The sequence below is a fragment of the Bradyrhizobium sp. LTSP885 genome, from assembly GCF_000938305.1.
Taxonomy (GTDB): Bacteria; Pseudomonadota; Alphaproteobacteria; order Rhizobiales; family Xanthobacteraceae; genus Bradyrhizobium.
On sequence record NZ_JYMT01000038.1, the window covers coordinates 509,695 to 531,805 of the forward strand.

Annotated in this window: 27 protein-coding genes and 1 riboswitch; of the genes, 18 read left to right on the forward strand and 9 right to left on the reverse strand. The window is 63.6% G+C overall.

From position 1 onward, the window contains the following. Positions 1–38: 38 nt before the first annotated feature. From UP09_RS26135 to UP09_RS26160, 6 genes are all read left to right on the forward strand, one after another. Positions 39–338, forward strand: a complete 300-nt coding sequence (locus UP09_RS26135) for a putative quinol monooxygenase (RefSeq protein WP_044541137.1) — start codon at positions 39–41, stop codon at positions 336–338. Between the two features lie 25 nt (positions 339–363). Then, a complete protein-coding gene (locus UP09_RS26140; RefSeq protein WP_044541138.1) occupies positions 364–663 on the forward strand; it encodes a putative quinol monooxygenase in 300 nt (99 codons plus the stop codon). 7 nt (positions 664–670) lie between these two features. Beyond that, positions 671–1,282 (forward strand): urease accessory protein UreE, encoded by a 612-nt coding sequence (locus UP09_RS26145; RefSeq protein WP_044541139.1) that lies wholly within the window; start codon positions 671–673, stop codon positions 1,280–1,282. Beyond that, positions 1,263–1,997 carry an urease accessory protein UreF gene (locus UP09_RS26150; protein WP_044541140.1) on the forward strand — a complete coding sequence of 245 codons (735 nt, stop codon included), beginning with the start codon at positions 1,263–1,265 and terminating at the stop codon, positions 1,995–1,997. The genes UP09_RS26145 and UP09_RS26150 overlap by 20 nt, the downstream gene beginning before the upstream one ends. 179 nt (positions 1,998–2,176) lie before the next feature. After that, a complete protein-coding gene (gene ureG / locus UP09_RS26155; protein WP_044541141.1) occupies positions 2,177–2,818 on the forward strand; it encodes an urease accessory protein UreG in 642 nt (213 codons plus the stop codon). Positions 2,819–3,257: 439 nt separating this feature from the next. After that, entirely contained in the window at positions 3,258–4,922 is a 1,665-nt protein-coding gene (locus UP09_RS26160) for a CHASE domain-containing protein (RefSeq protein WP_044541142.1), read from the forward strand. A 197-nt stretch (positions 4,923–5,119) separates the two neighbouring features. Here the strand turns inward: UP09_RS26160 and UP09_RS26165 are convergent, their stop codons facing one another. Together UP09_RS26165 and UP09_RS26170 are read right to left on the reverse strand one after the other, a co-directional pair. Then, entirely contained in the window at positions 5,120–5,668 is a 549-nt protein-coding gene (locus tag UP09_RS26165; RefSeq protein WP_044541143.1) for a sigma-70 family RNA polymerase sigma factor, read from the reverse strand. Continuing rightward, positions 5,668–5,871 (reverse strand): NepR family anti-sigma factor, encoded by a 204-nt coding sequence (locus tag UP09_RS26170; RefSeq protein WP_044541248.1) that lies wholly within the window; start codon positions 5,869–5,871, stop codon positions 5,668–5,670. Before UP09_RS26170 ends, UP09_RS26165 begins: the two co-directional genes overlap by 1 nt. A gap of 271 nt (positions 5,872–6,142) precedes the next feature. On the opposite strand from UP09_RS26170, the gene UP09_RS26175 reads away from it, so the two are divergent. Both UP09_RS26175 and UP09_RS36635 read left to right on the forward strand, forming a co-directional pair. Then, the gene (locus tag UP09_RS26175; protein ID WP_044541144.1) at positions 6,143–6,952 is read left to right on the forward strand and encodes a response regulator; all 810 of its coding nucleotides are present in this window, start codon (positions 6,143–6,145) and stop codon (positions 6,950–6,952) included. A gap of 141 nt (positions 6,953–7,093) precedes the next feature. Next, positions 7,094–7,234, forward strand: coding sequence for a hypothetical protein (locus UP09_RS36635; protein WP_245302197.1), 141 nt, complete (start codon positions 7,094–7,096; stop codon positions 7,232–7,234). A gap of 57 nt (positions 7,235–7,291) precedes the next feature. Here the strand turns inward: UP09_RS36635 and UP09_RS26185 are convergent, their stop codons facing one another. Beyond that, positions 7,292–7,546, reverse strand: a complete 255-nt coding sequence (locus UP09_RS26185; protein WP_044541145.1) for a hypothetical protein — start codon at positions 7,544–7,546, stop codon at positions 7,292–7,294. 309 nt (positions 7,547–7,855) lie between these two features. Here UP09_RS26185 and UP09_RS26190 point away from each other — a divergent pair, with 309 nt between their 5' ends. The 6 genes from UP09_RS26190 to UP09_RS26215 all read left to right on the forward strand — a co-directional run bounded on the left by UP09_RS26190 (position 7,856) and on the right by UP09_RS26215 (position 11,173). Next, positions 7,856–8,059 (forward strand): hypothetical protein, encoded by a 204-nt coding sequence (locus UP09_RS26190; RefSeq protein WP_156164767.1) that lies wholly within the window; start codon positions 7,856–7,858, stop codon positions 8,057–8,059. A 60-nt stretch (positions 8,060–8,119) separates the two neighbouring features. Next, a complete protein-coding gene (locus UP09_RS26195) occupies positions 8,120–9,313 on the forward strand; it encodes a GAF domain-containing sensor histidine kinase (protein WP_044541251.1) in 1,194 nt (397 codons plus the stop codon). A 65-nt stretch (positions 9,314–9,378) separates the two neighbouring features. Then, positions 9,379–9,439: riboswitch (Fluoride riboswitch) on the forward strand. Between the two features lie 70 nt (positions 9,440–9,509). Then, positions 9,510–9,683 carry a hypothetical protein gene (locus UP09_RS26200; RefSeq protein WP_156164768.1) on the forward strand — a complete coding sequence of 58 codons (174 nt, stop codon included), beginning with the start codon at positions 9,510–9,512 and terminating at the stop codon, positions 9,681–9,683. Further along, the gene (gene crcB / locus UP09_RS26205; RefSeq protein WP_044541147.1) at positions 9,680–10,066 is read left to right on the forward strand and encodes a fluoride efflux transporter CrcB; all 387 of its coding nucleotides are present in this window, start codon (positions 9,680–9,682) and stop codon (positions 10,064–10,066) included. The genes UP09_RS26200 and crcB overlap by 4 nt, the downstream gene beginning before the upstream one ends. Before the next feature lie 93 nt (positions 10,067–10,159). After that, positions 10,160–10,405, forward strand: coding sequence for a hypothetical protein (locus UP09_RS26210; RefSeq protein WP_245302199.1), 246 nt, complete (start codon positions 10,160–10,162; stop codon positions 10,403–10,405). Between the two features lie 87 nt (positions 10,406–10,492). Then, positions 10,493–11,173, forward strand: coding sequence for a transglutaminase-like domain-containing protein (locus tag UP09_RS26215; RefSeq protein ID WP_044541148.1), 681 nt, complete (start codon positions 10,493–10,495; stop codon positions 11,171–11,173). Positions 11,174–11,284: 111 nt separating this feature from the next. Here UP09_RS26215 and UP09_RS26220 read toward each other — a convergent pair whose 3' ends face one another. Further along, on the reverse strand, positions 11,285–12,235 hold the full coding sequence (locus UP09_RS26220; RefSeq protein WP_156164769.1) for a hypothetical protein: 951 nt from the start codon (positions 12,233–12,235) through the stop codon (positions 11,285–11,287). Positions 12,236–12,532: 297 nt separating this feature from the next. Continuing rightward, on the reverse strand, positions 12,533–13,111 hold the full coding sequence (locus tag UP09_RS36445; protein ID WP_156164770.1) for a P-loop nucleotide/nucleoside kinase family protein: 579 nt from the start codon (positions 13,109–13,111) through the stop codon (positions 12,533–12,535). 144 nt (positions 13,112–13,255) lie between these two features. Here UP09_RS36445 and UP09_RS26230 point away from each other — a divergent pair, with 144 nt between their 5' ends. Together UP09_RS26230 and UP09_RS26235 are read left to right on the forward strand one after the other, a co-directional pair. Further along, complete coding sequence (locus tag UP09_RS26230; protein ID WP_044541149.1) at positions 13,256–13,558, forward strand: hypothetical protein; 303 nt, start codon at positions 13,256–13,258, stop codon at positions 13,556–13,558. 459 nt (positions 13,559–14,017) lie between these two features. Beyond that, positions 14,018–17,647 (forward strand): beta strand repeat-containing protein, encoded by a 3,630-nt coding sequence (locus tag UP09_RS26235; protein ID WP_044541255.1) that lies wholly within the window; start codon positions 14,018–14,020, stop codon positions 17,645–17,647. 100 nt (positions 17,648–17,747) lie between these two features. Here UP09_RS26235 and UP09_RS26240 read toward each other — a convergent pair whose 3' ends face one another. Next, the gene (locus UP09_RS26240; protein WP_052833214.1) at positions 17,748–18,299 is read right to left on the reverse strand and encodes a hypothetical protein; all 552 of its coding nucleotides are present in this window, start codon (positions 18,297–18,299) and stop codon (positions 17,748–17,750) included. 47 nt (positions 18,300–18,346) lie between these two features. Here UP09_RS26240 and UP09_RS26245 point away from each other — a divergent pair, with 47 nt between their 5' ends. Together UP09_RS26245 and UP09_RS26250 are read left to right on the forward strand one after the other, a co-directional pair. Next, positions 18,347–18,976: an exopolysaccharide biosynthesis protein gene (locus UP09_RS26245; RefSeq protein ID WP_063840162.1), complete on the forward strand. Its 630-nt coding sequence runs from the start codon at positions 18,347–18,349 to the stop codon at positions 18,974–18,976. Between the two features lie 237 nt (positions 18,977–19,213). Next, the gene (locus tag UP09_RS26250) at positions 19,214–19,621 is read left to right on the forward strand and encodes a hypothetical protein (protein ID WP_044541151.1); all 408 of its coding nucleotides are present in this window, start codon (positions 19,214–19,216) and stop codon (positions 19,619–19,621) included. 260 nt (positions 19,622–19,881) lie between these two features. Here the strand turns inward: UP09_RS26250 and UP09_RS26255 are convergent, their stop codons facing one another. From UP09_RS26255 to UP09_RS26265, 3 genes are all read right to left on the reverse strand, one after another. Further along, positions 19,882–20,334, reverse strand: a complete 453-nt coding sequence (locus tag UP09_RS26255; RefSeq protein ID WP_044541152.1) for a hypothetical protein — start codon at positions 20,332–20,334, stop codon at positions 19,882–19,884. Positions 20,335–20,480: 146 nt separating this feature from the next. After that, positions 20,481–20,852, reverse strand: a complete 372-nt coding sequence (locus UP09_RS26260) for an ElaB/YgaM/YqjD family protein (RefSeq protein WP_044541257.1) — start codon at positions 20,850–20,852, stop codon at positions 20,481–20,483. Between the two features lie 88 nt (positions 20,853–20,940). Then, a complete protein-coding gene (locus UP09_RS26265) occupies positions 20,941–21,978 on the reverse strand; it encodes an AI-2E family transporter (protein WP_044541258.1) in 1,038 nt (345 codons plus the stop codon). Positions 21,979–22,111 lie beyond the last annotated feature (133 nt).

A 22,111-nucleotide genomic window follows, 5' to 3' on the forward strand; every position in this document is an offset into this window, starting at 1 on the left:
GTATCCAAAGCCAAAAGAGAAAACCGGGAGGAATTTCCGTGATTTACGTCGTAGCCACGTTGACCATCAAGCCCGAGACCCGCGCCGAATTCATCGCTGCGGCCACCGCCTGCATCAAGGAGGTCCGAAAGGAGCCCGGCAACATCGCCTACGATCTCCATGAGAGCGTCACCGACCACAGCAAGATGGTGTTCGTCGAGCAGTGGGAAAACGCCGAGGCGCTGGTGCCGCATCGCACCGTCGAACACATGAAGACGTTTGGCCGGGTCGCGGTGAAATGCATGTCTGCGCCGCCGAAGATCGAGGTGATCACGCCGGAGAAAGTCGACGTCCGCTAACGAACAAGAAGAAGGGAGACGATCCATGATCTATGTCATCGCCACCACGCCGATGAAGCCGGAAAATCGCGACGACTTCATCAAGGGACATAAGGCCTGCACGGCGGAGACCCTCAAGGAGAAGGGCTGCCTCTCCTATGACGGCCATGTCAGCGTCAACAATCCCAATCAGTATGTGGTGGTCGAGCGCTGGGAGACCCGCGAAGACCTCAACGCGCATGGCCGCGCGCCGCATATGAAGGTGTGGCGGGAGTATTCCTCGCAAATGAAGACCGCGCCGACGGTGATCGAGATCATCAGCGACGGCAAGGTCGAGAGGCTCTGAGGTCGGAATGATCCGCGCGACAAAAGTTCTGGGACAGCATCGCTGGACGGACACACCCGCCGACACCGTCGTGCTCGATTTCGACGACCGTCACCGGCGGCGGATGGCGATGACCGGCACGCGCGGGTTCGAATTCCTGCTCGATCTCGAAAACGCCGTCGCGCTGCGCGGCGGCGACGCGCTGGTGCTGGAGGACGGCCGCCTCGTCGAGGTGGTCGCCGCGCCCGAGCCGCTGCTGGAAATCCGCGGCAGCGATCCGCATCATCTGATCCGGGTCGCCTGGCATCTCGGCAACCGCCATCTGCCGACCCAGATCATGCCGAAGGGCCTGCGCATCCGCCGCGATCACGTCATCGAGGCGATGGTGAAGGGGCTCGGGGCCCGTGTCATCGAGATCGAAGCGCCGTTCGATCCCGAGGGCGGCGCCTATACCGGGCATGCCCATGCGGAAGAACCGCACGCGCATGACCATACCGGGCACGATCACGCCCAGAGCCACGCGCACGATCATGGCCATCATCACCACGGTGATGGACATCACCACAGTGATGACCATCATCACGACGAGCATTGCGGCCACGACCATCACGACCATTCCCATGCTCATGACCACAAATGAGACCGATCCAGCCGCTATCAGCGGCGGGATGACGGAGGGCGAGGCGAAGGCGCTGTACCGGCTGATGACGTGGCTGTCGCCATCGTTCCCGGTCGGCGCTTTCGCCTATTCCAGCGGCATCGAATGGGCAGTGGAAGCCGGCGACATCACCGATGCTGCATCGCTGCGTGGCTGGCTCGCGGCTGTTCTGGCCGAGGGCAGCGGGTTTTGCGACGCTGTGTTCGTCGCGCAAAGTTTTCGCGCGGCATCGGAGGGTGATCACGCCTTAAAGGAGATCGCCGAACTCGCCGCCGCCTTCGTGCCGTCGCGCGAGCGGCAGCTCGAGACCACGAGCCAGGGCCGCGCCTTCATCGACATCGCGCGCGCGGCCTGGAATTCGCCTGGCCTCGACGCGATGGTTGCCGCCTGTGGCGGCCCGATCGTCTATCCGGTCGCGGTCGGCCTGGTCAGCGCGGCGCACGGCATTCCGCTGGAGCCCACGCTGCACGCCTTCCTCCATGCCGTGGTCTCCAACTGGATTTCCGCAGGTAGCCGGCTGATCCCGCTCGGGCAGACCGACAGCCAGCGCGTGCTGGCCGATCTCGAGCCGGTAGCAGCCGCGACCGCCGCGCGCGCCGGCGCGGCGTCGCTCGACGATCTCGGCAGCGCGACTTTCCGCGCCGATCTCGCCAGCTTGCGGCACGAGACGCAATATACGAGGTTGTTTCGGTCATGATGCGCGATCGAGTGATGTCGGCGCCGCACCCTCGGCTGTCGTCCCCGCGAACGCGGGGACCCACAACCACAGGCTTCTGTGGTTGTGCAAGGCTGGAGCTCCAGCGCGTCGCGACAATGCAATTCGGTGGTTATGGGTCCCTGCTTTCGCAGGGACGACGATAGCGGAGCGACCTTCTCATGGCATCATCTCACGGCCCGTTGCGTGTCGGTGTCGGCGGCCCGGTCGGCTCCGGCAAGACCGCGCTGATGGATCTGCTCTGCAAGTCGATGCGCGAACGCTACGACATCGCGGCGATCACCAACGACATCTACACCAAATGGGATGCCGAATTTCTGGTGCGATCGGGCTCGTTGACGGCGGACCGCATCGCCGGCGTCGAGACCGGTGGCTGCCCGCACACCGCGATCCGCGAGGACGCCTCGATGAATCTGGCGGCCGTTGCCGACATGCGCGCCAAGTTTCCGAACCTCGATCTGGTCCTGATCGAATCCGGTGGCGACAATCTGGCTGCGACCTTCTCGCCGGAACTGGCTGATCTGACGATCTATGTCATTGACGTCGCCGCCGGCGACAAGATCCCGTCAAAGGGCGGCCCCGGGATCACGCGGTCCGACCTTCTCGTGATCAACAAGATCGACCTCGCCCCCTATGTCGGCGCGTCGCTGGAGAAGATGGATACCGACACCAGGCGGATGCGCGGCGAACGGCCCTTTGTGATGACCAACCTGAAGAAGAGCGACGGCCTCGAGCGCATCATCAGCTTCATCGAGACCAAGGGCGGCCTGCGGCCGCAGGGCAAGGCCGGCGCCAAGGCCTAGCCGTTAATCATTGTGGCGATGCCCGCTCTCTCCCCGTCATCCCCGCGCAAAGGCTTCGCCTTTGTCGCTGGAGGAGCGCGCTCTTGCGCGCGTCTCGAAGGATCGACGGCCACCGGCCGGGGGCCGTTCATCCTTCGAGACGGCCGCTACGCGGCCTCCTCAGGATGACGGTGAGGCCGGCGATAGCGCCTCCGCCGCAAAAAAGTTGCGCAATCGCCGGAACAAAATCCAACTTTGCCGATTAGCAACCTCTGGTGCCCAAAGATCAGCCGGGTGGTGTCAGCGTTAATGTTGTGGACCGGCTCATGTTGCGTACCGATGATTGCTATTCCATATTCCTCTGCGGCAGGTGTTCATCGCGTGTTGATTTGTCGCTGCCCCCGCACCCATCAGATGCCTTCCGTCCATTTCCGCCACCCCCTGATTGCCGAGTAAGCGAGTGGTTCGGCTGGGCTTCATCGTTGCCTTGATAGCGCTGATCGGAGCGTTGCTCTCCGGTCTCGCCGCCTATCGGGTGCACGATCAGGAGCTGGCGCTCGACGGCATCGCGCTGGCGCGGGCGATCGACGTGCATGCCAGCCTGGTGCAGGACCGCCTGACCGAGCGCGAGCTGCTGGCGCGGGTGGCGTCGGGCCTGTTCCGGGCGCCGTCGACGGTGAAGGCCAACATGCTGCAGCCGCTGCGCTCGGCGATCTATGCCTTCAAGACCGACTTCGTCGTCGCCGCCTGGATCGCGCGGCTGCGGCCGGACGAGCTGCCCGCAGCGGCGGTGGAGCTGAAAACCGCGGGGTTCACCGACCCGTCGATCCGCGATTTCGACGACCAGCCGCTCGACATCAAGGCGCTCGACCGGCCGATCAACGTGATGATGGATGTCGAGCCGCGCACCCCGGAAACCCTGAACATCCCGGGCCGTGCCTTCGACCGCCACTCCGTGGTCGGCCCGATGCTGGCGCAGGCGCTGGCCGACGCCAAGCCGGTGGCCTCGGACCCGATCCCGCTGCTGCGGCAGAATGGCCCGGTCGGCGTCGCGCTGGCGGCGCCGGTATTCCCCGAGGGGGCGTCGGAGCCGGCCGGCTTCGTCACCTTTTCCTACGAGCTGTCGTCGCTGATGCTGACCAATGACGACTCATCGCTGTTTGCGGTGGCGTTGAAGGATCCGCGCGATTCCAACGACGAGTTCACCGCCAACGAGCAGGGCGCCGTCACCTCGCGCACGGTGCGCGAGAACGGGCCGGCGCCGTCGATGGTCCGCACCGTGACGTTCGGCGGCCGCGACTGGTCGCTCGACTATTACGCCAAGAGCAACGCCACGGCGCGCGCGCAGCAGACCGCGACCATTGTCGCGGCGATCGGGCTGGCGCTGACCGGCATTGTCTGCGGTCTGTTCGGCTATGTCGCCTACAACAATCTGCGCCTCAGCCGCGAGATCGAGGTCAGGATCGGCTTCGAACGGCGGCTGACGGCCGTCATCGACGAGCTCAACCATCGCGTCAAGAACATCCTGGCGGTGATCCAGTCGATCGTGACGCGCACGCTGCGCCACGGCACCGACATCGACGCCGCACGCGACCTTCTGATCGGCCGCATCCACGCGATGTCCAACGTCGTGACGCTGCTCAGCGAGAGCCAGTGGCAGGGCGTCAAGCTGAAGGGCCTGTTCGAATCGCGCGCGATCCCGCATGCCGACCGCATCGCGGTGAACGGCCCGGACATCACCGTCAGCGCCCGCGCAGCGCAATCGCTGTCGCTGTTGTTCTTCGAACTCGCCTCGCATTCCGACGAAGGCCTGTCGCTGGTCGGCAAGCATCCGCACATCGTCGCCAACTGGGAGGTGACCGGGGAGGGCGACGACGCGATCTTCCATTTCCGCTGGGAGGAGTTCAACACCAGCGAGGCGACGCGGCGGGCGGACAGCGATTTCGGCCTGATCCTGCTCGACCGCGTCGCGCCCGAAGCGCTCGGCGGCACCGCAAAGCGCTATTTCACCGACGTCTCCTACGTCTACGAGCTCACCGCGCCGATGGACACCGTCGTCGACATGACCGAGCGCGACCGCACCGAGCAGTTCGCCGCGCCGGTGCGCGGGGGGCGGCGCTCGTAACTCGTAGATCAGCTTCCCCGTCATCCTGAGGAGCGCGAAGCGCGTCTCGAAGGATGCGGCCCGGCTGGTGCCCGTCGTGCTTCGAGACGCGCGTTCCGCGCTCCTCAGCATGACGGATCAAAGATCGCGTACCGATTCACCCAAACAAAAAAGGCGGCCCGACTGGGCCGCCTTCCTCTCCGACTTATCTCTCTCGATTAGCCGCCATTGCCGCCGATCACGGCGCGCACGGTGTTGTCGGGGCCGAAATCCTCGGCGCTGTCGACATAGAGCAGCGCGCTCAGCTTCGAGCGCGCGCGGTTGACGCGGCTCTTGATGGTGCCGACCGCGCAGCCGCAGATCGCCGACGCATCTTCGTAGGAGAAGCCGGAGGCACCGACCAGGATCAGCGCCTCGCGCTGGTCCTGTGGCAGCTTCTCGAGCGCGGCGCGGAATTCCTCGAACTCCAGATGCGCGGTCTGCGACGGCTGGCTCTTCAGCGTCTTGGCATAGTTGCCGTCGGCGTCCTCCACCTCGCGGCGCCGCTTCCGGTAGTCGGAGCGAAACAGGTTGCGCAGGATGGTGAACAGCCACGCCGGCAGGTTCGAGCCTACCTGGAACGAGTCGATATTGGCGATCGCGCGCAGCAAGGTCTCCTGCACCAGATCGTCGGCGCGGTCGCCATTGCCGGACAGCGAGATCGCGAATGCGCGCAGGCTAGGGACCGACGCCAGGATGTCGTCGCGAAGTTCATTGGTGAGAGGCATTAGTCCCCTCCATTGTTCTTGTCGGTATCGCCCCCGGCAGCGGCCGCCGCGGCAGCCTCGGGTCCGTCGAGCTTGCGGACCAGCTCCGCAAAGCGGTCGGGCACTCCCTGTCGTACCACGTCGTCGTACATGGCACGAAGCTGGTGGCCGATCCTCGACTGAATCTCGGCGTTGAGACCGCCCTGCTTCTTTACTTCCTTCATGATGTGATCCACGCTTCCCCGGGAGTTAAGTCTCTGATTTTCCAAGTCGTTTCCTCGAAAGAAAGGCTGACCTCTGGCCCGATCGGTCACGAGCTAATGCAAAGTTGCGCAGAAAGTTCCGCCACGCTGGAACTATTTCGTGGAACTTTCTGGCCTGTCGCGCGTAGACGGGCATGCAGGGGAACCGGGGTCGCCTCCCGGAATGGGATACGCCGTCCCCGGTCAACGCGTTTCAGGCCGGTTTGGCCTCACGAACAAGGATGGAGTGGGAATGTCCCGATCGCAGGTCGTTGCTGAACATCTTCCGCTGCTGCGCCGCTATGCCCGCGCGCTGACCGGAAACCAGGCGTCGGGGGACGCCTATGTCGGGGCCATGCTCGAGGCCCTGCTGCAGGACGCAGCATTGCTGGACGAGACGCACGGCCCGCGCGCCGGGCTGTTCCGGCTGTTTACCCAGATCTGGAATTCGGTGTCGGTCAATAACGACAATGCCGATGTGGCGACGCTGTCGCTGCCGCCGGAGCGCCGTCTCTCCAACATCACGCCACTGCCGCGCCAGGCCTTCCTGCTGCTTTCGCTGGAAGGATTTTCGGAGGAGGAGGTGGCCTACATCCTCGCTATCGACATCGCCGAGACGCGCAAGCTCACCGACGCCGCCGGCCGCGAAATGGCCGCCGAGATCGCGACCGACGTGCTGATCATCGAGGACGAGACCTTCATCGCGATGGACCTCGAAAGCCTGGTGAAGAATCTCGGTCACAACGTCATCGGCGTCGCCCGCACCCATTCGGATGCAGTGGCGCTCGCCAAGAACAAGAAGCCCGGCCTGATCCTCGCCGACATCCAGCTCGCCGACGGCTCGTCGGGCCTCGATGCCGTCAACGAGCTGTTGCGCATCTTCGAGGTGCCGGTGGTGTTCATCACCGCTTATCCCGAGCGCTTCCTGACCGGCGAGCGGCCGGAGCCGGCGTTCCTGATCTCAAAACCGTTCCAGCCGGCGATGGTCTCGGCGGTGGCGAGCCAGGCGCTGTTCTTCCAGCGCAACTCGCGCAACCGCGCGCCGCGGGCTGCGTCGGCATGAGCTGCTGAGTTGACTTGAAGCTGGTCAAACTGAACCGGCGTACCGCAAGGTGCGCCGGTTTTTTTATGCGCCCTGCGTGCGTCGCGCGACGGAACGGGCGTCCGCGCGGCGCGTTCTCCCGACGGAAACAGGAGCCAGACCATGCGCAAGGCAATCGCGGAGCTCGATGCGGAGCAAAGGGCGCAGCTGCTTTATGTTGCGGATATCGGGACGGCGATGCTCTCGTCGGCGCTGGTGGTCTGCATCCTGCAAGCGATCGTCGACCTGTTCGGCGCGGTCTGAACGGCTGCGCCACCGAGGCGATGCGCTGACGGTTGCGAACGTGCGGTAATCCGTGCGTCAATCCGTGTCCGGCGCGTTTGTGCCGCCGTCGGCCTGCGTGTGCCCATCCGGTCCCCGATTGAACACGCCATAATCGCTCGACTTCACGCCGGTGTCGCCGTCGACCGCCGCATTAGCCAGACCAAGCTTGAGCAGCTCGCGGACCGCCGCGGCCCGGGTCGGCATGCGGTGGCGGAAGCGGAAATCGTCGAGCGTTGCCAATTCCTCTGGAGACAACATGACCTGAAGTCGTTCACCCCGAAGCTCGTTCATCGCAAAACACCCAAAATGAGCTGATTGAGTAATTTGCTAAACCAGCAAACTCGCAGCGGGTTCCCCAAGCACAGACAAAAACGTCAAGTTAGCAAAATACTCTAGCAAAATCAATATGTTAAATCGGAACATGGAGCCGCTTGCCGCGTTTACTGCGTGGGAGAGACGCCATGACAGACGACGTCAAGCTACCCCGCAAGCTGTCAGAGGAGCCTAAGGCACCGAAGCCGCGGCGGCCTAGCCATGCGCGGGTCATCGAGCAACTGGACCGCTGGGCCAACAGCCCAGGCCTTCAACCGCCAAAGGTGAATGATGCAGACCCGAAAACGATCTGAACCCCACACCTTCGAGCAGCGCCTGGATGAGCACAGGCTGCGCCTCGAGGATGAACTCGCGCAACTGCCGCAGGGCGCGCAGCGCGAACAGGTCGCTGCGCGCATCGAGCAGCTGCGGGCCGCAGCCGAGCTGAACGCGTTGCTGTCGACGGCGGCGGGAGCTGACCGCAGCCCGTGATCTTGTCGCCGTGGCACCTTTTACATGGCGGTCGATGCCCCTTTCACGCATGGTGAAGGCATGACCGCCATCGAATCCTGTGGGGAGCAAGAATTTCGTCCCGACATCGAGATCATCGAGTCGATCGCCGCCATCCCGAGCATTCTCACCGTCGTCTCACGCGTCACCGGCATGGGCTTTTCGGCGGTGGCGCGCGTCACGCCTGATCGCTGGGTCTGTCTCGCCGCCAATGACGAGATCGGGTTCGGCCTCAAGCCCGGCGGCGAGCTCAAGGTCGAGACGACGATCTGCCACCAGATCCGCCAATCGGGTTGCGAGGTGGCGATAGACCATGTTGGCGAGGATGAGGTCTACCGCAACCATCAGACGCCGGCGATGTACGGCTTCCAGAGTTACATCTCGGTGCCGATTATCCTCAAGGACGGCAGCTTCTACGGCACGCTGTGCGCGATCGATCCGGAGCCGGCGAAGCTGAACAATCCCGGAATCATCGGCATGTTTCGGCTGTTTGCCGAATTGATCGCCGGCCATCTCGATACCGCACGGCGCCTGGTCACGGCCGAGGCGAGCCTGCTCGATGCGCGCACCACGGCCGAATTGCGCGAGCAGTTCATCGCCGTGCTCGGTCACGATTTGCGCAACCCGCTGGCCTCGATCACCGCAGGCGTGCGAGTCCTGCAGCGAACGCCGCTGGACGACAAAGCGAAGACGATCACCGAGCTGATGCAGAACAGCGTCACGCGCATGGCGGCACTGATCGACGACGTGATGGACTTCGCCCGCGCACGGCTCGGCGGCGGTATCGCGGTCACGCGCTCGAGCGAGGCGTTGGAGCCCGCGCTGCGCCAGGTCGTCGATGAGTTGCAGGCGGCCCATCCGGATCGTGTCATCCAGGCCGAGTTCGCGATTTTGCGTCCGGTGCTGGCCGACCGCGAGCGCGTTGCGCGGCTGTTGTCCAATCTGCTTGGCAATGCACTCACCTACGGCACGCCGGGAACGCCGGTCGAGGTCAGGGCCGCCACCAACGGCGCGTTCGAGCTCTCGGTCGAAAACCGGGGCCCCACGATTCCGCCCGCCACGATGGAGCGGCTGTTTGCGCCATTCACGCGCGGCGCCGTCGCCGACCAGAAGGGGCTCGGGCTTGGGCTCTACATCGTGTCGCAGATCGCGCGCGCCCATGGCGGCACCATCGACGTGACTTCGACGGACGACGTCACCTGCTTCACCTTCCGGATGCCGCTGCCGGCCGTGTAACACGCCGGCACGTGCGGCCCGCACAAAACGTCTTGCCCGCTTCCGCATCGCCCCCTAACATCGGCCCTGTTGATGGGGATGGAGTCCCCCGATAACCGCCGCAAGGCTGATGACTCCTACCGGGCGCGAGAGCGTCGGTAGGAGCACGTGCCACCCACCGACCCGATTGCGCCCCGCGAATGAGATGGGGCTGCATATGACGGGTCTTCCTGATTCACTCTCAATCGCGCTGTGGCTGGTCGGGTCGATCTGGCTCGTCGGTATCGTCGCCTGGCTCGGTGACGCTCCCGGTGAACTGGTCGTCGCGACCTTTGTGGTTGGATTGCTGACAGGCGTCGTCGAGTGGCGGGCTGGAAAGGTGAGACGTTGAATATTCATTTGCTTGCTGCGGTCGCCATTGGCGGCTCGCTGGGATCGGTCGCGCGCTATCTCGTGGCGATCGGCGCCGCCCGCCTGGTCGGCACCGGATTTCCCTGGGGAACGCTGGTCATCAACATCGTCGGCTCGTTCCTGATCGGCGTGTTCGCGGAATCCTTCGCGCTGACCTGGAACGTCAGCCAGACAATGCGGGTGTTCCTCACCGTCGGCATCTGCGGCGGCTTCACCACGTTCTCGACCTTTTCGCTGGATGCGATCGTGCTGATGCAGCGCGGCGAGCTATGGCCGGCCGCAGCCTATATCGCGGCCTCGGTCGCGCTCTCGATCCTGGCTTTGGTCGGCGGCCTGTATCTGGTGCGGGCGTTCGCGGTGTAGACCGTGTAGCTCGCCATGGTGCGCTCTTCCTCCCGTCATTCGGCGGGAATGGCTGGCGCAGGCTCCGCCAGCAGGTAATATGGAACCCGAGTGATGACAAAGGGCCTCCCGGAGATGAAGTACGTCGACGTCGCAGTGATTTCAGCCACCCTGTGGCTGCTGGCGTCGATGGTGCTGGACATCCTGACGCCGAAGTCCATTACCGTGTTCATGATCGGAGCGGCGCTCGCCCCGCCGTTCCTGATCGGGATCGGCATCCATTTCGCCCGCGAATATTTCAAGGCGAAGCGGCGCAGTTATCCTCCGCCGAGCCGGCTGGACGAACGCTTGGAGAATTGAGCAGGGCAGCTGCTTGCCATAGCGTTTTGAAGCGAAGTGGCGACCGGTTCGCGTGAAGACAACGCGTCAAGACAAAAGGCTCGCAGCATGACCAGCACGCTCCCGGATACGATCAACCGCCTCTACACCGATCCGGCCGAGTATATCGACAGTGACCACCCGGCGGTCGAGGCGTTCGCCCGCGCCGCCGTCCCGGCCGGCGCCGGTGTGCGCGACAAGGCGAGCGCACTCTACACCGCGGTCCGCGACGGCATCCGCTACAACCCCTATGTCAGCACGCGCGACGCCGAGAGCTTCCGTGCCTCGAGCGTGCTCGCGGCCGGCAATGGCTACTGCGTCGGCAAGGCCGCGCTCTATGCCGCCGCCTGCCGGGTCCACGGCATTCCCGCGCGCGTCGGCTTCGCCGATGTCCGCAACCACCTCACCACCGAAAAACTGCGCCAGAGCATGGGGACGGACATGTTCACCTGGCACGGCTTCACCGAAGTGTTCGTCGACGGCGCCTGGCGCAAGGCGACGCCGACCTTCAACGATACGCTGTGCGCCAAGCTCGGCGTCAAGCCGCTCGATTTCGATGGCCACACCGATGCGCTGCTGCATTCCTTCGACGGCGCGGGACGCACCTACATGCAGTATGTCAACGACCACGGCACCTATCACGATGTCCCCGCCAAATTCCTGATGCGCGAAATGGCGCGCGACTACGCCCACATGCAGGGCGAGGATCTCTCCGGCCGCGACATGGAGCGCGAAGCGGCGGAGCAGTGATCGACGTATCGCTCTGACCGCGACGGCCGTGCGCTCCCTCGCCCCGCTCTTGCGGGGTCGGGACGAGCGAAGGTCGCTCTTGGAGGGTGGGTGAGGGGCTGCCTCCGCGTGTCAATAAAGATGCAGGGGGATCGGGACGCCAGCCGGACCGACCACCAGGCCCCAGGTCTCGTCGGCAGCGACCTCGAACTCCCGATTCTGCGCCACGCCGCTCGCGATCTTGAGGGAGACCTTGTACTTGCCCGGCGGCAGATTGATTTCCTGGCTCTCTGGCGATTTGCGTCCGGTTGCGGTGTCGTCCGTCAACTCGGCGCCAGCCGCCAGCTCGATGGTCTGCTCGTTGATGGTGATGACGGCCTCTTCATTCGTGGAATTGCCGAGTAACAGCCTCACCTGCCCTGGCATCGGCAGGACGGCGGCATCGGTGGCGGCAGGCTTGCGCAGCGACAAATCGACGATCGTCCTGTCGTCCTGATGGGTGAGCCGGAGCAGCGCCGGCCCATCTGATGTCGTGAAGGCGATCACGGCGCCGCCCGGCTCGACGACTGCGCCGCCATTCTCCGACCAGCCGCGCTTGCTCAACTCGTGGCGATAGAAGCGGAGCACGCCTGCGAGATCGAGCGGCGTCTCGACGTGAAACGCCTTGATGAACGTTGAATTCTTCGCCGTCGTGACAAGCCAGGGCTTGGGCCGGGGCAGACCGGTGGCGGGATCGTCGTCCGAGGCCTGTGCCGGCGCCGCGTCCGAGGGCGTGGCGCAGAGCAGGCGCCTGGCGATGTAATTCCTGGGGCAATCGGCAACGGCCCACGACATAACGTCGACATAGATTGGCCGGGACGTGTCGCGCGAGCCCGACGGGATGGTATTTGTCGCGTCCGAGGGGGTGCTGAATATCGGGGTCGATTGGCTGATCGTTTTCGATGACCAGTGGTAGGTGCAATTGACTAATTTTGAAAAACCGGTCTCACAATAATGCTGGGGATCCATGACCTTTGCGAGCGCCCCCGTCAGTACGACGACCGTTGCGACGGCCGCCGCGACAGTCAGGCTGCCGACGAGCAAGACACCTTTCGTTCGCCGATTCATCGCCGGATCCGAACCTCCATGAGAGCCCTGGATCAGGTGCTCATTATGAGCTTAGTGGCGTTGGCCATGGAGCAAGTTCATCGCTCGTTTGTTTCCTCACACCAATTCTACGTGCGCGAGCGCAGGCGTAACGGCGAGGGCCCACCCTGAGCCGATGGTGCGCAATCAGGTCAGCTTCTAGCCCTTAGCCGGCATGCTTGGGCGAGGCGCCCGTGTCCGCTCCTGAGGGCAAAGCGGACATGGGCTGATCGGATTTGCCAATGCACGCCGTAATCAGCTGAGATCGAAATGCCGCACGATCGCCAAAGCATTCGCCTCAGCCGAATTCGCCTCGCTGTCCAGCACAAGGCAGTTTCGCCGCGGCACCGGTGACACCGCGTGCTGATCAAGGAACTGCTGGACGCCGGTCTCCGAAATCATCTTGCGGCGCGCCGCCCGGTCGGGGGTGCCGATACGCCGGACGATTTCCTCGGTGGAGCATTTCAGGTACACCGGCAGCAACTGCCCGCCGCGCCGTTCGACGATCTCCTCGAACTGCGCGAAGGTCGGCAGGTCGAGCGGATCAACGTAGACGAACGTCATCACCAGGAGCGGCAGGTTTTGCTCCAACGCGGCATCCAGCACCGACATGCGCACCGTCTGCACGAGCTCCCAGAACCCCGGCGCGCCGAAATCGAACACCGTGCGCGCGACGTCGATCGCGGCATGGTTGTCGAACAGCCGCCCGCTGGTCTGCGCCAGCAGTGCCTTCGCCGTCGTCAGCTTTCCCGCCGCCGGCGCGCCATGGATGAAGACGAGTTTCATGTGGGGAGTGTAGCGGCTGACGCAGGTCGCGTCATGTCGGTTCGCCAAAATCGGCCGGCCTCACCGCCGCCGCATAGTCTGGCGGCGACACAGGTGCCGGACTGTAACCCGCGATTAACCTCGCCGCGCGCCGTTCCATGAGAAGCTGCGGACCGACATAATTGGCCCGCATTGGTCGTGGAACGGTCATGCATGTTTGTTGCGTATCGGTATCAACGGCGAATGGTGCGTGCCGCGGGGGCGTTCTTGTTGTTGAGCCTTCCGCTCGGCGGCTGTGCGACGTCCACGGGGTCGTCGCTGATGGATGCGCGGGCCGAGGCACCGATGCCTCCCTCAATGCCTGCAAAGAAAGGCACCTATCTTCCGGTCGAAGATCTGCCGCCGCCGCGTGAGCAACCCGCCATGACGGATGCTGAACGGTCGAAGCTTCAGAATGAACTCATCGCCGCGCGTGACCGCCAGGCGGCGGCGGCAAAGGCGCAGGCGGAGCAATAAGGCGGGGCGATCACCGATCCCGTGAAGCCATAGCCGCGCGATAGAGCGCGGTGGTTGCGAATCGTTGTCGCGATCGCCTGCCTGCCAGTTGGTGTGAAAGCGCGACCAGTGAGCCCGGAGCCGCGCCGAAACGATTTAGGCGCGGAACGGCAATGGAACTTTCGACGCGCCATGATCCACGTCTGACGCGGATGTTTCGCGCAAATCTTGAGTGCGCGTGGTCGCCGCAATTTTCGTCGCGTTGCTGATAAATTCATCCAGCAATATTCACGCGTATACACGTCACGGCTTTGTCGCAGATTAACGGCAGAAATCGCGCGAGGAACCGTTTGAAAATCTCGGTGAAAAATAACGCCGGCTTGACGGGCATTTTCAGCGAACGCCTTTTTTGAGTTGAAATTCGATCGCATGGTTTGCCTTGCTTGTTTGATCTTCCAAGCGCCGATCGTGGAGCATCATATGACGGTTATTCCTCCCGCCAATGGCATTACCCTCCACAACGGCGACACGATGGATGTCAGCGGCGGCACTTCCGTCGATAGCACGACGATCCAGACTGGCGGTTCGCAGACGGTCGGCGGATCTTCCACAACAAGTACGGCAACCCACACTGTTATCGATGGCGGAGAACAGGACGTCGTCTTTGATGGTGTCGCCAGCTATACGACCATCAACGCCGGCGGCGTCCAGCGCGTCACCGGCGAATATATCCATGAAGGTCCAACCCCGGGCGAGGTTGATCACACCACGATCAACAGCGGCGGCGAGCAGGACATCGACACCGGCATCGCAACGACGACGACGGTCAATTCCGGCGGCGTCCAGAACGTCACGAATGGTGGCAGCGCCGGCGGCACGATCGTCAATGCCGGCGGTGTTCTCAAAGTTTCGGGTGAAACTGTGGAAACGGCGCCGGTGTATCCGGAGCCGGTGATCCAAAGCGTGGCGACCGCCGCAACCATCAACTACCAGGGCGAATTCGACGTCACCGGCGGCGGGACCGCCGTGAACGCGATCGTCAATGGCGGCGTCATGACCGTCTCGGGATCGATACCGGATCCATTCGCCAACGTCCCCGGCCAACCGGCCGTCGACGCCAGCACGGCCACCGGCACCACCATTGAAGATTTTGGAACCTTGACGGTATCGAACGGAGCATTGGTATCCGGCACAATACTCCAATTCGGCACGCTAAATGTGGCTGCAGGTGGGGCAGCGACCGGAACGACAATTAATTCTGGAACAATGGAGCTGTCCGCCGGCGCGACGGCGACCAGCACAACCGTCAATCAATATGGCGTGTTTATTGTGCTTGGTAACGCCAATGTTTCGGGGACAGTATTCAACTATGGCAGCACTTTCGAGATCGGCGACGGCACGATTGAAAACGGATTTACGGTTGCGAACGGTGTGACGCTGGACGTTCTGGACGGCGGTGTCGCCAATGGCAGCACCGTCTCCGCAGGCGGAACGCTCATCCTTGAAGCCGGCGCGACGATATCCAATACGACCTTCCAGAGTGGCGCAACGTTCATTGTCGAGTATGGCTACACGGAAAACGGCTTCACCGTGTCGGATGGCGTAACGTTTAAGGACTACGGCACGGCCACGGACACGACGATATCGGCGGGCGGCAAGCAAATCGTAGGTTACTTCGGCGACGGAGGCACTGCCACCAACACCATTATCAATGGCGGCGAGCAGGATGTCGGGCTTATCTCCACCGCGAGCTACACCACGATCAACATGGGCGGCATCCAGCGTGTCACCGGCCTTTATCTGCACGATGAGCCGGGGCCCGGACATGCCGATCACACGACCGTCAATAATGGCGGCGAGCAGGACGTCGATACCGGCATCGTGACGTCGACCACCGTCAATGCCGGCGGTGTCCAGAATCTCACCAACGGGGGCATTGCCAGCGGCACCATCGTTGAATCAGGCGGTGTCATCAATGCTTCGGGAGAGACGGTCTATCATTCTCCCGGCGGCCAATACGGCACCGTCATCAGAAGCGAAGTCGATTCAGCTGTTGTCGGCAGCGGCGGCCAATTGCACCTGACCGGGGCGGGGATCGCCATGAACGCCACCATCAATGGTGGTGTGATGACGGTTTCGGGATCAATACCAGACCCCCTGACTGGCGACCCAAGCGCACCAGCGGTCGATGCCAGCGCGGCGAGCGGAACAATCCTCAATTCAGGCAGTCTCGCCGTCTCGGACGGCGGCATCGTCACCTCCTCGACGCTGAACGGCGGCACGCTTGACGTGCTTAGTCAGGGCACTGCGAACGCTTCGACAATTCATCTTGGCGCCACAGAACTCGTCGAGGCGGGCGGCGTTGTCGGCGCGACCACGATCGCCGGCGGCGCGCTTGATCTCAAGGTGGGCGCGATGTCCGACGACGCGATCACCTTCTCCGGCCAAGGCACACTCGAGATCGAACAGAAGCTGGTATCGGGCGCATCGACCTTTGCAAGCCAGATCGAGGGCATTGCGCTCGGTGACTCGATCGATCTTTCCGGGCTGTCCTATGCAAGCGGCGCAACGGCGACGGTATCTGGCTCGACGCTCACGGTCAGCAACGGCACGGCCAGCGAGACCTTCACACTGGCGGATACGTCGGTCACGGGTTTCGGCATCGCGAAAGACAGCTCCGGCGGCATTCTGCTGACGGCCGCGGCCCTGCCGACCATCGCTGGAGCCATATCGGGACAAAAGACCAGCAACGAAGCTGCGATCAATCCATTCGCGACCGTAACGATCACAGATCCAAACGCAGTCGCAACGGATAGTCTGATCATCACGCTCGCGGGCGCGGCTGGTCTCCTGTCCGGGACAGGATTGACCTCGCTTGGAAACGAAACCTACGAACTGGCAGCGACCGGCGCTGCCAACCTGACCGCCGAGCTGCACGCCCTCAGCTTCGTGGCCTCGCCGCACGGAGACGGCAGCGCAACGACCAATTTCACCCTGAGCGACACCAGCAGCGTCGGTGTGACCGTCAGCGACGCCAGCACGTCCGTCATAGACACGCATCAGGCCGCCACCACGACGATCAACGGCCCGGCATCTGGCTATGCGACCATTGAGGGCACGACGGGCAACGACATCATCCACGCCTATGGCATGTTCAATATCATCCACGGCAACGGCGGGAACGACACGATCTACGCCGGAACATACGGCACGGTTGATGTGCCGAGCGGCGACAGCACCGTCTATCTGCAGGGGATCGTCAACCACGTAACCGGTGGCAACGGCAATATCACGGTCACGGGATCGACCGGCGCCACCACGATTGCGCTCGGCAATGGCAACGACACCATCAACGCCAGCGGGTATGGGAACATCATCACGCTGGGCAACGGCAACGATGTTGTCCATCCCGGTGACGGCGCGAGCCAGGTCACGGCTGGCAACGGCGACGACAAGGTGACGCTCTCCGGATATGGCAACACGCTCACGCTCGGGAATGGCAACGATGTCGTCACGGGCGGAGATGGCACCAACAGTGTCACGCTCGGCAACGGCAACAGCACCGTGAATCTCGGCGGGATGGGAGACCAGATCACCGTCGGCTCGGGAACAAACACGATCATAGCGGGCAGCGGATTGGACAACGTCGTTGCTGGCGCCGGCCACGATACGATCACACTCGGCGGAATTGCCAATCATTTGGTGCTCAACGGGTCCCAGGCCAATGTGACAAACCAGATTGGCCAGGACGTCATTATGGTCAATGGCGGATCAGACCAGTTTAACTTTGTCGGGTTTGGCAATCAGGCGAACATCAATGGCGCGGCCCATGTCAACATCATCGATCACGGCACGAGTCTGACCGTCTCGATCAACTCCAGCAACCAGGTCGATACGATTTCCGGATTTGGGAACGACACGCTCGGCGTCGTCGATCTTGCGAACGGCGTAGGCAATTACCATTCCGTCGCCGACATCATGAGCGCGCTAAAGACCGATGGGCACGGCGGGACCCTGCTTGCGCTGGGGAGTGGTCCTAATGCGGGGTCTATCGACTTCGTTGACGCCGCGATCAGCCAGTTGCACGCATCGAACTTTTTGATCGTGTAAAACTCAGCTTCTTGGCAACGCGCTTTACGAAAGCAACAGCCGGAGTCGTCCGTATTCGACTTCGGGAGGACAGGATCGTCCGTAGGGCGGGGCCTGTCGCTCAGCGGGCCGTGTCGCTGGGCGCTGCGTTGAGCGGCGCTCCGCCGGTCGAAATGGGCCCCGACGGCGTCGGAGCCCGAGACGGCGGCTTTCTCGGTTTCGGAGCAGCTTGCGCGATCGGCCTTGGAGCCGCCTGTGCGGTCGGGGCGCGCGGCGGCTCGGCAGCCGCTGGTGGTGAAACGGGAGCCGAAGAGGGGCTCTGCAGGGCATCGACCTTCGATGTCAGGGCCGCCAATCGATCGGCAATGGTCTTCAGCTGCTCCTGCTGGTCGGCGACGGCCCGGCCCAGGGCCGCGAGATCTTCGCCGGTCTTCTGTTGGCTGGCGAGGAGATCCGGCAGGGTCCCGCTATCGACGGCTGCCATCTTTCCGCCGGACGCCTCGTGGCCGAGAGACGGGACCAGAGGTGCGATTTCGGGCCATGCATAGACGCCGCCAGCACCCGCGAGGGTGAGGATGACGATCAGAAGGAGCCAAGGCCAGCGGCGCCGACGGGCGGGCAGGGGGCCTAAGGGCGAGTGGCCTTGCCACGCCCGGTCGGAATCGTTGCTCATGGGAGCTTCCTAGTCTGCCTCGCCAGCCGTTGCAATCGAGGCCGGGCTTGGCCACGTTGGGCCTAAAGCCCCGTTCGACTGGAGCCCCATTGGCACCCGCACCTACCTCTGAACTCCTTGAAGAACTTGTCGCGAAAGCACCGGACGGTCCCGTCGACCTGGAATGGCTCCTCAGCCATCTCGACAAGCGCTCGTTCGGACTTCTCCTGCTGCTGCTGGGATTGTTGGTGATCATCCCCGGCATCGCGACGATCGCGCTGATCGCGCTGCTGTTTCCCGCGGTCGAGATGATGCTCGGCTGGAGCGCTCCGTCGTTCCCGCGTTTCCTGTCAAAGCGGCAGTTCGACTTCAAGCGCTTCAAGCAGTTTACGGTCCGGGCCCGCCCACTGCTGCAAGCGATCGAGAGCGTCAGCCGGCCGCGGTGGAACGCGCGTCACGACGTGACGAACCGGCTCGTCGGGTTGGTCGTCTTTCTGCTGGCCTTGTCCGCCGGTTGGCCGCTGCCTCTGGTGAACGTCATACCGGGGATGGCGGTCGTCCTGATCGCGATCGCCTATCTGCAGGAAGACGGTCTGCTGCTCATCGTCGGGATGGCGGCGGCGTTGATTTGCCTGCTTGGCCTTGGTTGGACGCTCTGGGCGTCGGCCGGGGCCGTGATCGGCTGGATCAGGCACTGAAGCAAAAAAGCAGGGCGCGACCGGCATCACCACGGTCGCGCCCTACGTCACCGGTCAATGGGGCAGGGGGAATAACCGGCTGCCGGAATGACTCGGAACCCCCGGACTCGTTCCAGGCGAGCGAAAATATTTTCGTACACGGTTAAGTGATGGCGGCGGCCGCGAACCCCTTCGGTTCCGCTCGCGTTGTGTCCGTGATCGCCAAGGGAATTGTCACGGGGCGAGGGACATCCAAACATGTCACAGATCCAAAAGGGAATTCTCGGCGTGATCGCGATCGGCCTGACGCTCGGCGCTGTCCAGTTCGCATCCGGCCATGATCTGATCGGCGGTCAGCTCACCATTTCGGCGGTGCCCGACACCGTCTCGGCTGCACCCGAGACGATGGTCAATCGCGCCGCCAAGGCTGACCGCGCCGAGGTTCCGACGTTGGGCCAGAACAGCCGCACCATTGCGCTAAAGGTCGATGGGCTTCCGGACACCTCGGTGCTGGTTCGTGTTGCCGTGGCCAAGGAGGCACGCAGCCGCCCGGTCGGCCTCGGGCTATCCCTGCCCGGCGAGGGCCGCAAGGTCGCCTGTGAGCCCGTGGTCAGCGTGCTGACCGACGTCGCCAAGCTGCTGCAGCCCGGCCGCTGCATCACCTGATGCGCGCCGCCCCTTGGCACTGATTTGCCCGACGGCGCAGGCCCTCGCGGGATCATATCGCGAGAATACGAAGTTGCGTCCCCACCCACAGTTGTCATCGCCCAGCCCGTGCGCAATTTCGCACATGGACCGGGCGACCCAGTACGCCGCGGCTCATCGACTCAGGCACTGCTGCCTCTGGAATACTGGGGCACCCGGACGAGCCGGGCGATGACACCGGTTTGGTTGCCGCGATTTTAGGCCATCACGACCACGAAGCACTACGGCTCCTCCGCCGGCTCGCTGCTGGCGGCGGCGCTGCGGCTCGCCATCACGCCGAGCGCGATGCCGCCGATGGCCAGGATCGGGATCAGGCGCTTGATGCCGATGGCGCGGACGATCTGCAGGGCGGTGGCAAGCAGCATGGGGTCGGCGAGCAGGCCGGTTGTTGCGGCGGCTTTCGCGGCTTTTGCCGCTTCCGCGGCGCGCCGCAGCATCTGACGCTTGCGCATCGTGTAGCTGATGGCTGCGATCATTGCGACCACGAAGAAGATCGCGGCGCCCGCCAGGCACGCCTGCACCGGACCGTAGTTTTGCAGCACCAGCACGAAGGCGGCGGCGCACAGGAAGGCGGTGGTGATGAACAGCGCAATCGCGGCAGCGCCGGCGAGCGACGTCAGCCGCAACGCGCTTCCGGTCGATTCCTTGACGTCATCGATCAGCCGCTGAAGCATGGAGTTGCCTTGCCTTGAAAAGAGCATCGACGAAATTCGCGACAGCCCACCAGCGCTGCCATCTCGTCCAAAAGGGTAGTTTGTGTGCGCCTGCCATCACCGGGCCTCAGCTGGACAATGTCGTCTGCTTACCGCCGCCAAATGACTTACCGCCGCCAGGTGACGCCGATCAGAAAGCCGATGCCGATGGCGAGGCCGACGGTCGCAAGCGGCCGCTGCGTGATCACCTCTTCCAGCGTCTCCTCGATCGAGGACGCCGCGTCCTGCGCCGCACCCATCATCGCGCTGCCGCGCTCCGACATGTCGTCGAGGGTGGATTCGGCGTTGGCGCGGGCTTCCTTGTAATGGCGGCGGGCTTGCTTGCCCGCATTGCCGGCAAACGAGTTGAGCGCTTCGGTGATCTGTTCGGTGAGGGCGGCGATATCGTTTTTCACGGCGGTGACATCCTTCTCGAGACGATCGTAGGTCGCTTTGTCTGTCATGGTCCTGATCCCAGATGCGCTATCCGTGCTCGACATCGAAAGCTCCCGGAGACTCTGCGTTTCGATGAGCAAACGCTTGGCCACAGCCGAAGTTCCGTTGTGGAAATCCAAGGCAGACTTCGAGTTAGTCTTCCGGCGTCAGATGCTCCTTGACGATCAACGCCACGATCAGCAGCGGCGACGACAGGAAGGCGCCCATCGGGCCCCACAGCCAGGTCCAGAACGCCAGCGCGAGGAAGACTGCGAGCGCATTCAGCGACAGCCTGCGACCGACGATCGTCGGCGTCACGAAATGTCCTTCGAGGAAGGCCGCGGCCGCGAAGCAGGCCGGCGCGATCAGCCCGGCGCCGATGGTCGGAAACGCGATGACGCCGACCAGCACCAGCACCGCGAACATCGCGACCGGGCCGATGATTGGAATGAAGTTCAGCGTCGCGGCGAGCGCACCAAGTCCGGCCGGGTTCGGCGTGCCGGTGATGGCGCAGATCACGCCGGTGACGATGCCGACGCCGACATTGATCATGGTCACGGTCAGCAAATAGTTGCCGAGATGGGTTTCGATCCCGTTGAGGATGCGCAGCGCGCGCAGCCGCGCGGCGCGTTCGGTGAAGGTCATCACCATGGCGCGGCGTAGATCCGTCCAGCTCGCGATGAACAGGATCAGGGTCGCGATGAAAAGCATGAATTCGGCGAAGGTCGGCGACAGGAATTCCAGCGTCGGCTGCACCCATTCGAATTTCGGCAACTGGAACGTGGCCAGTGCTCCGGGGCTGCCGACCATGGTCTGCAGGTCCTGCCACAAAGCGAGCGGCCGGTCGAACACATGCATCTTCTCTCTCAGGATCGCGCCGAGTTCGGGCAGCCGCGAGCTCCACTCCATCATCGGCGCGGAGATCAGCCCAACCATGAAGGCGATCGTCGCGCCGACCGCGGTCACCAGCAGGACGGCGCCGAGCGGGCGGGGGATGCGGTAGCGTTCGAGCAGGCTTGCTGCCGGCGACAGCATGGTGCCGACGATGAAGGCCATGGTGATGGGCAGGAAGAACGCGCGCGCCACATAGAGCACCGCGACGACCACGATCAAGAGCAGCGCGACCAGCGCGAAGGCCACCAGCTCGGCGCGGCTGATGATCGGCGGAGTCTCGATCTTGCTGTCGGGGATCGGCGTGCCCTGATCTTGGGGCGCCTTGCTTTGAGGCGCCTTTGCCTGAGATGCCTTGCCTTGAGGTGCCGCCTTGCCTTGAGCTGCCTTGGCAAACAGACGTTCACTCGGAAAGACACGCACGAATGTTCTC